This is a genomic window from Sediminibacterium roseum, assembly GCF_009939005.1.
Taxonomy (GTDB): domain Bacteria; phylum Bacteroidota; class Bacteroidia; order Chitinophagales; family Chitinophagaceae; genus Sediminibacterium; species Sediminibacterium roseum.
Map to the genome: position 1 here is coordinate 1408483 of NZ_JAACJS010000015.1, position 13165 is coordinate 1421647.

General features: G+C 49.5%; 14 protein-coding genes. All 14 read right to left on the reverse strand.

Annotated elements, in window-relative coordinates:
• Window positions 1-21: 21 nt before the first annotated feature.
• The 14 genes from nuoL to GWC95_RS17260 all read right to left on the reverse strand — a co-directional run bounded on the left by nuoL (window position 22) and on the right by GWC95_RS17260 (window position 13159).
• Window positions 22-1953, reverse strand: a complete 1932-nt coding sequence (gene nuoL / locus GWC95_RS17195) for an NADH-quinone oxidoreductase subunit L (RefSeq protein WP_161819942.1) — start codon at window positions 1951-1953, stop codon at window positions 22-24.
• A 109-nt stretch (window positions 1954-2062) separates the two neighbouring features.
• A complete protein-coding gene (gene nuoK / locus GWC95_RS17200; RefSeq protein ID WP_161819943.1) occupies window positions 2063-2401 on the reverse strand; it encodes an NADH-quinone oxidoreductase subunit NuoK in 339 nt (112 codons plus the stop codon).
• Window positions 2402-2501: 100 nt separating this feature from the next.
• Window positions 2502-3002: an NADH-quinone oxidoreductase subunit J family protein gene (locus GWC95_RS17205; protein WP_161819944.1), complete on the reverse strand. Its 501-nt coding sequence runs from the start codon at window positions 3000-3002 to the stop codon at window positions 2502-2504.
• A gap of 68 nt (window positions 3003-3070) precedes the next feature.
• Window positions 3071-3628, reverse strand: coding sequence for an NADH-quinone oxidoreductase subunit NuoI (nuoI, locus tag GWC95_RS17210; RefSeq protein ID WP_161819945.1), 558 nt, complete (start codon window positions 3626-3628; stop codon window positions 3071-3073).
• A gap of 112 nt (window positions 3629-3740) precedes the next feature.
• Window positions 3741-4790: an NADH-quinone oxidoreductase subunit NuoH gene (gene nuoH / locus GWC95_RS17215; RefSeq protein WP_161819946.1), complete on the reverse strand. Its 1050-nt coding sequence runs from the start codon at window positions 4788-4790 to the stop codon at window positions 3741-3743.
• Between the two features lie 93 nt (window positions 4791-4883).
• Entirely contained in the window at window positions 4884-5999 is a 1116-nt protein-coding gene (locus GWC95_RS17220) for a 2Fe-2S iron-sulfur cluster-binding protein (protein WP_161819947.1), read from the reverse strand.
• Window positions 6000-6029: 30 nt separating this feature from the next.
• The gene (gene nuoF / locus GWC95_RS17225; RefSeq protein WP_161819948.1) at window positions 6030-7388 is read right to left on the reverse strand and encodes an NADH-quinone oxidoreductase subunit NuoF; all 1359 of its coding nucleotides are present in this window, start codon (window positions 7386-7388) and stop codon (window positions 6030-6032) included.
• Window positions 7389-7410: 22 nt separating this feature from the next.
• The gene (locus GWC95_RS17230) at window positions 7411-7911 is read right to left on the reverse strand and encodes an NADH-quinone oxidoreductase subunit NuoE family protein (protein ID WP_161819949.1); all 501 of its coding nucleotides are present in this window, start codon (window positions 7909-7911) and stop codon (window positions 7411-7413) included.
• A gap of 94 nt (window positions 7912-8005) precedes the next feature.
• On the reverse strand, window positions 8006-9238 hold the full coding sequence (locus tag GWC95_RS17235; protein WP_161819950.1) for an NADH-quinone oxidoreductase subunit D: 1233 nt from the start codon (window positions 9236-9238) through the stop codon (window positions 8006-8008).
• Window positions 9238-9429, reverse strand: a complete 192-nt coding sequence (locus GWC95_RS17240) for a hypothetical protein (protein WP_161819951.1) — start codon at window positions 9427-9429, stop codon at window positions 9238-9240. Before GWC95_RS17240 ends, GWC95_RS17235 begins: the two co-directional genes overlap by 1 nt.
• Before the next feature lie 26 nt (window positions 9430-9455).
• Entirely contained in the window at window positions 9456-9956 is a 501-nt protein-coding gene (locus tag GWC95_RS17245; protein WP_161819952.1) for an NADH-quinone oxidoreductase subunit C, read from the reverse strand.
• A 72-nt stretch (window positions 9957-10028) separates the two neighbouring features.
• Window positions 10029-10619: an NADH-quinone oxidoreductase subunit B gene (locus tag GWC95_RS17250; RefSeq protein ID WP_161819953.1), complete on the reverse strand. Its 591-nt coding sequence runs from the start codon at window positions 10617-10619 to the stop codon at window positions 10029-10031.
• A 108-nt stretch (window positions 10620-10727) separates the two neighbouring features.
• Window positions 10728-11129: an NADH-quinone oxidoreductase subunit A gene (locus GWC95_RS17255; RefSeq protein ID WP_161819954.1), complete on the reverse strand. Its 402-nt coding sequence runs from the start codon at window positions 11127-11129 to the stop codon at window positions 10728-10730.
• A 203-nt stretch (window positions 11130-11332) separates the two neighbouring features.
• On the reverse strand, window positions 11333-13159 hold the full coding sequence (locus GWC95_RS17260; protein ID WP_161819955.1) for a tetratricopeptide repeat protein: 1827 nt from the start codon (window positions 13157-13159) through the stop codon (window positions 11333-11335).
• Window positions 13160-13165: the final 6 nt, after the last annotated feature.

Consider the following 13165-nt stretch of genomic DNA (forward strand, 5'->3'; position numbering starts at 1 on the left):
TTTCTTTATCGCAACAGCAGTTTAAAATATTTTATTGAAAAATTGAACGATCGTTACATCGTTGAACCATATTAAAAAGAATACAACCATGGCCAATACCATCACAAGTATGTAATTGCCCACCTGGCCGCTCTGCAGCAAACGGAGTTGTCTTGACCCGTAGCTGATCATCCTCCCAACACCATTCACCAACCCATCGATACCGCTTTTTTCGACGATGTTTTTGAAGAACCCTGCCAATGCATTCAATGGGTTTACGATGATGGCATTGTAGAGCTCATCCACGTACCATTTGTTCTCGAGCACTTTTGCGATGCCGGTATTTTCTGCGCCTGTGTTCTCGTATTTTTTGAATTTTGTTACGGCAATTACGATGGCAATGATGATCAGCACGGTGGTTCCGCCCATCATCATGTATTCCTGCGAGGCTTCGAGGTGATGGTGTTCGCCCGCAATTTTTGCCGATTCTGCAAATACCGGCGCAAGGAAATGTTCCAGGCTGTGCGCGTGTTCTGCAAACACTTCAGGAATTCCGATCCATCCACCCGCTACTGAAAGAATGGCGAGGATGATCAATGGCAGTGTCATCTGCCAGGGGCTCTCGTGCAGGTGGTGTTCCTGCTCATGCGTGCCGCGGAATTTTCCGAGGAAGGTGAGGGTGTAGAGGCGGAACATATAGAATGCCGTCATTAATGCACCGGCCACACCAATGTAATAATAGATCGGGCTAACCCCATAAGAAGCCGTCAGGATCTCGTCTTTTGAAAAGAAACCGGAGAAAGGAGGAATACCCGCGATGGCAAGACAAGCCAACAGGAAGGTGATGTGCGTAATGGGCATGTATTTTTTCAACCCGCCCATTTTGCGTATGTCCTGTTCATGGTGCATTGCATGGATCACGGAACCGGCGCCGAGGAACAGCAGGGCTTTGAAGAAAGCATGTGTCATCACATGAAAAACCGCACCGGTATAGGCGCCAACGCCGAGGCCGAGGAACATATAGCCGAGCTGGCTTACGGTGGAGTAGGCGAGTACTTTTTTGATATCATCCTGTTTCAACGCGATGGTTGCCGCAAATATCGCAGTTGCCAGGCCGATGATGGCGATGAGTGTTTGCGTTGTTGGCGCGAGTGTATAAAGGATATTGCTTCGCGCGATCATGTAAATACCTGCGGTAACCATTGTTGCGGCGTGGATGAGTGCAGACACCGGGGTTGGACCGGCCATCGCATCCGGCAGCCAGGTATAAAGAGGGATCTGGGCGCTTTTTCCCATAGCGCCCACAAACAGTAAAGTGGTGATGGCAGCGATATCGAACGAGGTAAGTTTTGCGATATTGGCAACGGTGAATACTTCATGGTAAGTAACCGTGCCGAGTTTAAAGAGCAGCCAGAATACAGCGAGTAAGAAACCAAGATCGCCGATCCTGTTCATTACAAAAGCCTTGCGGGCTGCGTAGTTGTAATTGTTGTTCTTGAACCAGAAGCCGATGAGCAGGTAAGAGCAAAGCCCCACGCCCTCCCAACCGATGAACATGATCACATAGTTCGCACCCATCACCAGCAGCAGCATTGAAAACACAAAGAGGTTGAGGTAAGCAAAGTAGCGGCCAAAATGCTGCGGTTCTTCTTCGTGCATATAGGCAGAAGAATACAAGTGGATCAGGAAACCGATACCGGTAATAATGAGCAGGAACAAAGAAGACAACTGGTCAACCTGGAACGCAAACGGAATGCTGAAAGCGTCGGTCCTGATAAAATCGAACAGCACGCTAACGGAACCACCGTGTGCCTTTACATCAAAGAACAGGAAAAGGCTCACCACAAAAGAAGCGAGAATGGCACCACTGCCGATGATGCTGATCAGTGTCTTAGACATTGATTTCCTTCCCAACCCGTTGATCAAAAATCCGAGCAGTGGAAACAATGGAACCAGGTAAACTAATTTATTCATACCCTATTGTGCTTAACGCTGAACGTTCAGCGCTTTTGGTTTACTATTTTTTATCGGCCCTGCTGAACGATTGCCGTTCAGCGTTACTATTTTATTTTTTACGCGGCTGCTAGTTCTTCAACCGGTTCAGGAAATTGATATCTACGGAATGTGTGTTCCGGTACATCATTACAATGATCGCCAGTCCTACGCTCACTTCTGCCGCTGCCACTACCATGATGAAGAATACGAACAGCTGCCCGTCTGTACCCGCGCTTACATTCTTCGCATCTGCCGCTACCTGTACAGCGTGGTGCATTTTTGAAAAGGCAACAAGCAGGAGGTTGACTGCATTCAGCATCAGTTCAATGCACATGAACACGATGATCGCATTGCGGCGCGTGAGCACGCCTACGATACCGATGCAGAAGAGCGTGAGGCAGAGATAGATGTAATATTGTATTGGCATTTTATTCGCTTGGTGCGGAACGCTGGTGCGCAACGCTTTTTTTATTTTTATATTCTTTGTTTCCGGCTGCCTTACGCGTGAGCGCCCGGCGCCGTTGCTTTTATTTTTTCCCGATCACTACGGCTCCTACCATCGCGCTCAAAAAGAGAACACTGCTTATTTCGAAAGGAACCACGTATTCGCTGAACAATACCTTACCCAGGTTTTTGATGAGGCCGATATCGCCGCCGCCCATCATAGCGGTTCTTCCGCCCATTTCAACGGCCTGGCGCGTGAGCGATACGAGCATGATGAGCAAACACCCGCCGGAGATCACGCCGGCCAGTTTCATCCACACATGTTTTTGCGGTTCGGTGGTGGAGTTGAGGTTCATCAACATGATCACAAAAAGGAACAATACCATGATGGCTCCTGCATAAACGATCAGGTTTACGATGGCGAGGAACTGCGCGTTCAGCAATATATAGTGCCCCGTGATGGTAAAGAAAACCGCGATCAGCCACAACACACTGTGCACCGGGTTCTTGCTAACCAATACCATGACAGCACTGAACACAGCAACCGCAGAAAGGATGAAGAATATTAATTCAGTTGTACTCATAATTTTAATTAGTAACTGGTAATCAGAATCAATAACCGGTTCAATTATTAATCGCTGATTACTAATTGTTAATTTGGATTTGCTGTTGTTGGTTGCCTTTCTCCCCTTGCCTTCTCATATCCTTCCGGATCGGTGTTTGGATCGGGGATCAGGAGGTCCTTCTTTCCATAAATAAAACTCTCACGCGTAAAGCTCGCAGGCGTAAAGGTTTCACTTAAGTAGATCGCGTCTTTCGGGCAGGCTTCTTCGCACAAACCACAAAAAATACAACGCAGCATGTTGATCTCGTATTTGGCCGCGTATTTCTCTTCACGGTACTTGTTCTCTTCGCCGGGTAAACGTTCTGCGGCTTCCATGGTAATGGCTTCAGCAGGACATGCAACCGCGCACAACCCGCAGGCGGTGCAGTTCTCGCGTCCTTCCGCATCACGGTTCAGCACGTGCAGGCCGCGGAACACGGGGCTGAACGGGCGCTTCTGTTCGGGATAACGGATCGTTGGCTGTTTTTTGAAAATATGGCTGAACGTAATGGCCATACCTTTCGCGATCGAGGGCAGATACAAGCGCTCCATGAGGGTCATGGGCTTCTTGTTTACCGTTCTTGCTCTTTTAGTTAATGCCTGCATATTTGGTTTCTCCCTGCCGCTTGCAGCGGCAAAAATATTTTTATAGTGTATTGATACCAACTTTTTCCGTCCGTCCTGCGTGTTGCCCGGACCTTCTTTCACGATTCACAAATCACCTGCCCTGGAAATACAATATCGCGCCACCTGTTGCCAGCATGTTCACCAGTGCCAGCGGGATGAGTGTTTTCCATCCCAGGTTCATCAACTGGTCGTAGCGGAAACGCGGGATGGTCCAGCGGATCCACATGAATATGAAAATAAAGATCACGATCTTGGTCAGCAACGCCAATACGCCCAATACTGCGGCGAGGTTTGGCGCCAGCGTGCTTTCGTCGAGGAACGGAATATCGTACCCGCCGAAGAACAGGCAGGCCATTACGGCGCTGCTCATGATCATGTTCACGTATTCTGCAAAAAGGTAAAAACCGAGTTTCATGGATGAATATTCCTGGTGGTAACCGAAGTTCAGTTCGTTCTCTGCTTCCGGCAGGTCGAACGGGGTACGGTTACATTCCGCCATGGCGCAGATAAAGAATATCAGGAAGCCCAGTGGCTGGTAAACGATGTTCCATACCGGCCCGCTTACCTGTTGCTCTACAATGGTGCGCAGGCTGAGCGAACCCGAGATCATCAGTACTGCGATGAGTGATAACCCCATTGCCAGCTCATAACTGATGGCCTGCGATGCGCCGCGCAGTGCGGCCATGAGCGAGAATTTATTGTTGGATGCCCATCCACCGATCATTATGCCATACACACCCATGCTCACCACGCCAAAAACATACAGGATGCCGATGTTGATGTCTGCGATCTGGAGGTCTATCTGCCGGTCGAACATTTCTACATGTGTGCTCCATGGAATAACGGCACAGGTCATCAAAGCTGCGGTCATCGCCAATCCCGGCCCGAGAATGAACAAAAATTTATTGGAAGTATTGGGAATGATCTCTTCTTTCATGATCAGCTTCAACCCATCCGCGAACGGCTGCAGCAAACCAAACGGGCCGGCGCGGTTGGGGCCCGGCCTGTCCTGCAATACGGCAGCCACCTTACGCTCCGCAAAAGTGGTGTACAAAGCGATGCCCAGGCTCGCAAACACGATGATGGCGATGAGTACGAGCTTTTCTATTAACAGAATCCAGTCGATGGTGAGTAGTGTCATTTATTCAATTTCTTTTAAAACTTTTTATCATCCGGATCAGCGCTTGCTGCTGTATCCTAAATGTTGTATCCCTCGTTTCGAAACATCAGATCCTTATTCTTCCCCGGTAAAATCCGTCGAGTGCGCCGGCCCGTTGATCAGGCTCAATTCTATCCCGGGTTTGTTCACCTCGCTGGCCGCGTGGATGTCCATCATGATCTTCGGGTGTCTTCCATCGTGAACCGCTTCGAATATTTCGGTCGGTTTTACCGATCCTACTTTCCCGGCGTAATGATTGGCGGAGATCACCGACTGGCGGCTGATGGCCCTCGGGCCTTCAATTACCCAATCGCTGGATTTCTTTTTATCGAAGCGGCAGGTGTTGCAGATCCAGGCGGGCTTGCCATCTTCCAGGCTTTCCACCTCTCCCCACTGGTCTTTGCGCGCGGTTACGCGGAACACTTCATCGCCACGGTTCCATAACGTTACCTTGCCACTGCAGGTTGGGCAATCGCGGTGTGCATCCATCGGCTTCAGGAACCATACGCGGTTTTTGAAGCGGAAGGTTTTGTCTGTGAGCGCACCCACCGGGCAAACATCGATCACATTACCGATGAAATCATTTTCGAGACTCTTTTCTATCAATGTTGCGATCTCTGAATGGTCGCCCCTGTCCAGCACACCATGTTCCCTCTTCGCTGTAAGCTGGTCTGCGGTGTACACGCAACGGTAGCAGAGAATGCAACGCGTCATGTGCAGTTGTATGTAAGGACCGATGTCGTGTTTCTTGAATGTGCGGCGCTGGAACTCGTATCGTGTACCTTCTTTACCGTGATCGTAGCTGAGGTCCTGCAGGTGGCACTCCCCTGCCTGGTCGCACACCGGGCAATCGAGCGGGTGGTTGAGCAACAGGAATTCGACAACACCGGCGCGCGCATCGAGTACTTTGGGACTGGTGATGTTTTTCACTTCCATCCCGTCCATAACCGTGGTGCGGCATGATGCCACGAGTTTGGGCATGGGGCGCGGGTCTTTTTCGGAGCCTTTGCTTACTTCCACCAAACAGGTGCGGCATTTACCGCCGCTTCCTTCCAGTTTACTGTAGTAGCACATAGCAGGTGGCGCCACTTCTCCGCCGATCATCCTGGCGGCATTGAGTATAGTGGTACCGGCAGGTACTTCTACCGTAATGTTGTCTATCGTAACCTTAAACATCGGTGTTTCTGACATATGCCAAAATTCAAAAAGTCAAAAATTTTCTTACCCTGCTACCGGAACATGGATCGGGTCTGCATAATGCGCCAGTCCATAATTTCTTTTCACCGCTTCGTCGGGATGCAATACATGCCATTCAAATTCATCCCTGAAATGGCGTATCGCTGCTGCCACGGGCCATGCTGCGGCATCGCCCAGCGGACAGATCGTATTTCCCTCGATCTTTCTCTGGATATCCCAAAGCAGGTCGATATCGCTCAGTTTGCCAGCACCGTTCTCGAGGCGCAGCAACAATTTCTCCATCCATCCTGTTCCTTCGCGGCAGGGTGAGCATTGCCCGCAGCTTTCGTGGCGGTAGAAGCGTGCAAGCGTGTAGGTATTTTTTACAATACACTGGTCTTCGTCCAACACGATAAACCCTCCGGAGCCCATCATCGATCCCGTTGCAAAACCGCCGTCGCTGAGGCTTTCGTAGTTCATCAGGCGTGTTTCGCCTTTGGCGGTCCTCAATAATAAGTTGGCGGGAAGAATGGGTACGGATGATCCGCCGGGAATGCATGCTTTCAAACGCTTTCCGTTGGGGATGCCACCGCAATATTCGTCGCTGTAAATGAATTCTTCAACAGAGATCGTCATGTCTATCTCGTAAACGCCGGGTTTGTTGATGTTACCGCAGGCGGAAATGAGTTTTGTGCCGGTAGATTTTCCCACACCGATCTTTGCATATTCTTCGCCGCCCATGTTGATGATGGGAACCACTGCGGCCAGTGTTTCTACATTATTCACCACTGTGGGGCGGAGCCATGCACCCTGTACCGCCGGGAACGGAGGTTTGATGCGGGGGTTACCGCGTTTGCCTTCGAGCGATTCGATGAGTGCGGTTTCTTCTCCGCAGATATACGCGCCGGCGCCGCGGTGTACATAGATCTCGCAGTCGAACCCGGTACCTAAAATATTTTTTCCCAGGAACCCATTTGCGCGTGCTTCTTCAATGGCGTGTTCGAGGATATCAACGATCCAGGCATATTCGCCGCGGATATAAATATAGGTTGCATTGCTGCCGAGTGCGAAAGAAGAAACGATCAGTCCTTCGATCAGCAGGTGCGGCAAAAATTCCATGAGGTAGCGGTCTTTGAAGGTGCCGGGTTCGCTTTCATCGGCGTTGCATACCAGGTGACGGGGCACGCCTTCGGGTTTTGCGATGAAGCTCCATTTCATACCTGCCGGAAAACCCGCGCCGCCACGGCCGCGCAGGCCGCTCTTCTTCACTTCTTCAACGATGGCTTCGGGCCCCATTTCCTTCAGCGCTTTTTCCACGCTGCGGTACCCGCCTTCGCGGCGGTATACATCGTAGAAACGGATGCCTTCGATGTGGGCTTTTTCTAGTAATAATTTTTTACTCATAGTTACGCTGTAAAGCTTCGGGCTAATTATTTGTTGCTGCGTTTTTCCTGCATTCGTCGATGATCGCGTCCACTTTCTCCTTCGTCAGGTGTTCGCGGTAAGTTTTGCCGAGCTGCATCATGGGTGCGTACCCACATGCGCCAAGGCATTCTACGGTTTTAAGGGTGAACATGCCGTCTGCGGTTGTTTCACCCGGTTTGATGCCCAGTTTGTCGGTGATGTAGGCAACGATGTTATCGCTTCCATTGATCATGCATGGGCCTGTCTGGCAAACTTCGAACATGTATTTGCCAACCGGTTTGAGGTTGTACATGCTGTAGAACGTTGCTACCTCGTATACTTCAATCGGGGTGATCTGCAGCAGGGATGCCACATAATCCATCGTTTCGGTACTGAGCCAGCCACCAAATGTATCCTGCGCCACGTGCAATACGGGGAGCAACGCACTTTTCTGTTTCCCTTCGGGATAACGTGCAATGATCTCTTTTACCTTGGCGAGTTTTTCTTCCGAAAATTGTATCATAGTGTTCTTTTATCTGCCGGCGGTCCGCTGCCGGCTTTTTTGTTGCATGAGAGTACCGGTCACCAATGGCCGCATGGCCATCGGCTAAAAGCTTTTACCCATCCATTTCTCCTGCGATCAGGTTCAGGCTGCTCATCGTTACGATCGCATCGCTTAACATACCCCCTGTTACCAGTTCCGGGTATGCCTGGTAATAAATGAAACAGGGTCTTCTGAAGTGCAGGCGGAAAGGCGCCCTGCCGCCATCGCTGATGAGGTAGTAACCTACTTCGCCGTTGCCGCCTTCTACCGACTGGTACACTTCGCCTTTAGGCATATCCACCTCGCCCATCACTATTTTGAAGTGCCAGATGAGTGCTTCCATTTTGGTGTACACGTCTTTTTTCTCCGGCAGGTAATATTCCGGAACATCGGCATGGTACACTTCTGCTTCTTCCCCTTTGAATTCCTGTATTTTCTGGTAGGCCTGCTGGATGATGTTGAGGCTCTGCCACATCTCTTCGTTGCGCACGAGGAAACGATCGTAGTTATCGCCCGCCGTTCCTACCGGTATGGTAAAATCAAAATCTTCGTAACTGCTGTAAGGGGTATGAACGCGCACGTCGTAATCAACACCTGCCGCGCGCAGGTTGGGGCCCGTAAACCCATAGTTCAATGCACGTTCTGCGCTGATGCCGCCGGTGCCGATGGTGCGCTCCATAAAGATGCGGTTGCGCGAGAAAAGGTTCTCGAATTCTTTCAGCACACCCGGGTATTCCTTTAAGAATTTCTCGAGTTTCGTAAACGCTGTATTTGTGAAATTCCTTTCAAAACCGCCAATACGCCCAATATTAGTAGTAAGGCGGGAGCCACATACTTCTTCATATATTTCATAGATCAATTCGCGGTACTGCATTACATACAGGAAGCCGGTGTAGGCACCCGTATCCACACCTACAATGGAATTGCAGATAAGGTGATCGGAAATACGCGCAAGCTCCATGATGATCACACGGAGATAATCCACACGTTTGGGCGTTTTTACACCGAGTAATTTCTCGCAGGTAAGGTGCCAGCCCATGTTGTTGATCGGGCTGCTGCAATAGTTAAGCCGGTCTGTGAGCGGCGTGATCTGGTACAGTGGCCTGCGCTCCGCTATCTTTTCAAACGCGCGGTGGATATAGCCTACGGTAGATTCAGTAGACACGATACGCTCGCCATCCAGCTCCATGATGTTCTGGAACACACCATGCGTTGCAGGGTGCGTTGGCCCCACATTAAGCGTGGTTGTTTGCTTCTCGATCGAGCCCTCGGGCAGTTTGATATGAGGATGTTCGTATACTGACATTATATTTTAGTCTTACTTACTTTTTGTTTTTTGAATGATTCCACAGCAAACAGAAGCCCGGTAGTGATCCATGTTCCGCACCCGAAACTGCTCCAGAAATCGTTGCCGAAAACATGCAGCAAAACGCCTGCAACGATTGTGGCGGCGGTCCATTTCAGCTTGTTTTCTTCGATCCAATAGAAAAGATTCATAGCGGTATTTTTCTGGTCAACAGGTACTACCCCCTTCCAAACATCTCGTCGTCCTTATCCCTTCTTGTCTGGTCTTCCAATGGAAACTCCTTTCTCATCGGGAAGTAATCCATTTCGTCTACGTTCAGGATCCTTTTCAGGTTGGGATGGCCAACAAAATTGATCCCGTAGAAATCATAGGTTTCGCGTTCCATCCAGTTGGCTGCTGAAAACAATTGGGTGGCCGTAAAAATATCGGGTTCGTTGATGCCTGTAAATACTTTGAAACGGATGCGCACATTTTCCGTGAGGTTATGCAGGTGATAAACCACGGCCAGCTCACGGCCCGCGTTATCGGGATAATGAACGGCGCACAGATCGGTTAGAAAACGGAACTGCAGCATTTCATCATCAAACAGGAACTGCAGCACCTTGAGGTTGTTCTCTTTGGCCGCTTCGATGTTCAGCATGCCATACGCCTCTTCAAACCTGAAAAAGCCTTCTCCAAATTTCTCTGTTAAGCGCTGTTGAATTGTTTCGTTCGTCATGACCCCGTACTCCCGGAAAGGAGTTTTAATTTTTTTAATTGAATACAAACCCGGCCGTTCACGACCCGGCCCTTACTGGATCCCGTACCCGTTCATCAATGCCTTGTATTGTTCGCTGTTTCTCCTGCGGATGCTTTCCTGGCCCACAAGCTCCTGCACTTTCATAAACCCATCGAGAATTGCCTCCGGTCTTGGCGGGCAACCGGGCACGTACACGTCTACGGGTATGATCTGGTCTATCCCCTGCAACACGCTGTAGGTATCAAAAATTCCCCCGCTTGATGCGCAGGCGCCAACGGCGATTACCCAGCGGGGTTCTGCCATCTGCAGGTAAACCTGGCGGAGAACGGGGCCCATTTTTTTGGCGATCGTTCCCATTACCATCAGCAGGTCGCACTGGCGGGGCGAAAAGCCCACGCGTTCGGAACCGAACCTTGAAAGATCGTAATGCGAGCCCATGGTTGCCATGAATTCGATACCGCAGCACGAAGTTGCGAAAGGCAGCGGCCAGAGCGAATTCTTACGCGCCAGGCCTACTACGCTGCTTAGTTGCGTGGTAAAGAACCCTTCCCCTGCATACCCTTCCGGCGCCTCGATGGATGCTACTGCATCTTCGATCTTCTGCTCCCTGGGGTGAATATTAAAACGTACCGGACGTGCCATATCTTTTTAATTAGTAATTAGTAATTAGTAATTTGAAATTGATAACAACTTTTCTTGCTGCACTGTTCTCTGATTATCAATTCTTCATTGTTAATTATTAATTGATTACTAGTCTTCCCACTTAAGTGCGCCTTTCTTGATGATGTAGATGAATCCACAGAGGAAAAATCCAACAAACATCAATACGGCAGTGAACCCTTCCCAACCCAGTTCGCGGAAATTAACGGCATATGGGTAGAAGAAGATCACTTCAACATCAAACAAAACAAAAAGGATTGCCACGAGGAAATACTTGATGGCCATCGGCTGGCGCGCATTTCCGTGGGTTTCGATACCGCTGGCGAAGTTCTCGAGCTTATCTGTGGTTTTTCTTTTGGGGCCCATCCAGGCCGAAACGCCGATCATCGTGGCCACAAAACCCGCGGCAAAGATCAATTGTACCGCGATCGGGAAATAATTGGCTGAAGAATTTACCGCACTCGCATCTGATAACAAAGTAAGCCAGCTCATCTGAAAAAATTATTGTGCCGCAAAAATACAGGATTACGAGATAAGGAACAAGATACTATTACGAAGAAACCAAGGTGCAAGACACTGGGAACAAGATTGTTTTTACAAAAAAAGGGGTAAGAACCCGGGATCGTCTCCCTTCTGTTCTTACCCCCTACTTATTACAAAAACTTGTTTCGTGTTTTCGTTGATTTCCTGGTCAACTACCCTTTTCCGCCGGCGCCGGCAGCTCCGCCGCCTGTTGTTTTCTTAGGCGCTGCCGCAGGTGGATTGCTGTAGTAATCGATCCTTTTCTGGATATCCGCCTTTGTATCCATCGCAAACTTGTTCTCATCGCCCGGGTTCGGATAAGATGCAAGCATGCTGTCCGTTACCGCCACCGCCTGCTTGGCCACCGCGATGTATTCGTCTACCGTTGGTGTTTTAGTACCGGCAGTTGTGATCTTGAAATCAGGACTGTTCTTCAATGCGATCATCTTTTTGAGATAGAAATTGAGGATATAGTACTGGTTTACAAAAATCTCTTTTTTATACTTTTCCTTGTCTACAACGGTGTACACTGAGTCAAGGTAATTGTAGTATTCAACCCTCAACCCGGTTGTGGTATCCGGGTCTGAAGCTGCTGCCGCCTTTTTAAAGAACGAATAAGGTTGTTGTTTATCCGGGAAAGCAGCCATGTATTTCTTGGCGAGATCAATGGTTGACGGGTAGTCCTTAGCAGTAAGCGCCGCGTTTGTCAGGTTGAAGAACTCGTACTCCGACAGCGGCGTTCCGCGCAGGGCCACCATTTTATTGGTCCATTCCATCTGCTGTGGAAATTTCTTCGCTTTGCCATACAGGTCGGCCGCCTGCGCCATATACTGGATCTTGTTTGCTTTGGATGTATCGTTGGCAATGGCCTTGTTGATGTAACCGATCGCCTCGTCTTCTGATCCTGGAAATTTAGAGAATACTTTCACCGCAAGCTCGTAATCTGCAGGAATGATGGTCTCCAGCTTTGCATTTGCAAAGTATTTGGTGAGGTAAGATTTGGCCTGGATGGAATCACCGAGCCTGTCGTAGTTGTATGCATACAACACATCCAGTTTAGGCATTCCTTTTGCGCCGCCGCTTGCTTCGAGTTGTTTTGCGAGGGCCAATGACTCTGCATATTTACCAGACAGGAACAGGTAGTTCGCCTGGAACAGGTCGTTCATCGGGTCCTTGTCTGCATTGGCGATGTATTTATCCAGGTAACTTTTTGCCTCGTTCACATCCTTGTTTTTGAAGAGGTCATAATAAGCGTAGTACACAGGAGGGAAGGTTGGGTCCGCGGTGATGGCGCCCTGGAAATATTGATCGTACAATTCCTTGTTGTTCTGGCTCTGGTAGATCTTACCCATCCTGTAATATGCCCTTGCGTTTTTCGGATCGATGCGGATCGCTTCCTGGTAGGCTTTTACGGCTTCACCACCATTTTCTCCACCCATTTTCAGGTAGTTAATACCCATGTTGATGTAGATATCCGGGTTGGTCAGATCGATGGCAGCAGCTTGTTTCAGCTTGTCGATCGCGTAAGCGTGATCGCCGAGATTACCGCTTACATAAGCGTTGGCGCGGCCGATCGCGTTCAGGATGTCTGCATTTGGCTTGCCTTTGTTTTTACCTTTTGTTTCGGTTGACGCTGTGATCGCCTGCTCAAATTTTTGTTTGGCAGAATTCAGGTCGCCCTTTTGCAGGATCTCCACATGGCCCATTCCTACGAGCAGCCATGGATCGCTTCCCACTTCGTTCAGCCCTTTTTTATACAACGCTTCCGCTGCCGCGATCTGCTCTTTGGAAGGATCTGAGTTGTCTGCTGCAAGCAGTCCCTGTCCTAACCAATATATCGCCTGCGGATCCTTCGGATTGGCATCATAAGCCTTCTGAAAAGCTTCTTTCGCACTGTTGTACTTGTCGTAATTCAAAAATTTGATCCCAGCCGGAATCTGGGCCATCAAAAACTGTACAGCAAATACTGCTGTTAACATCAGAGAAACGGTCTTCTTCATTTTTCA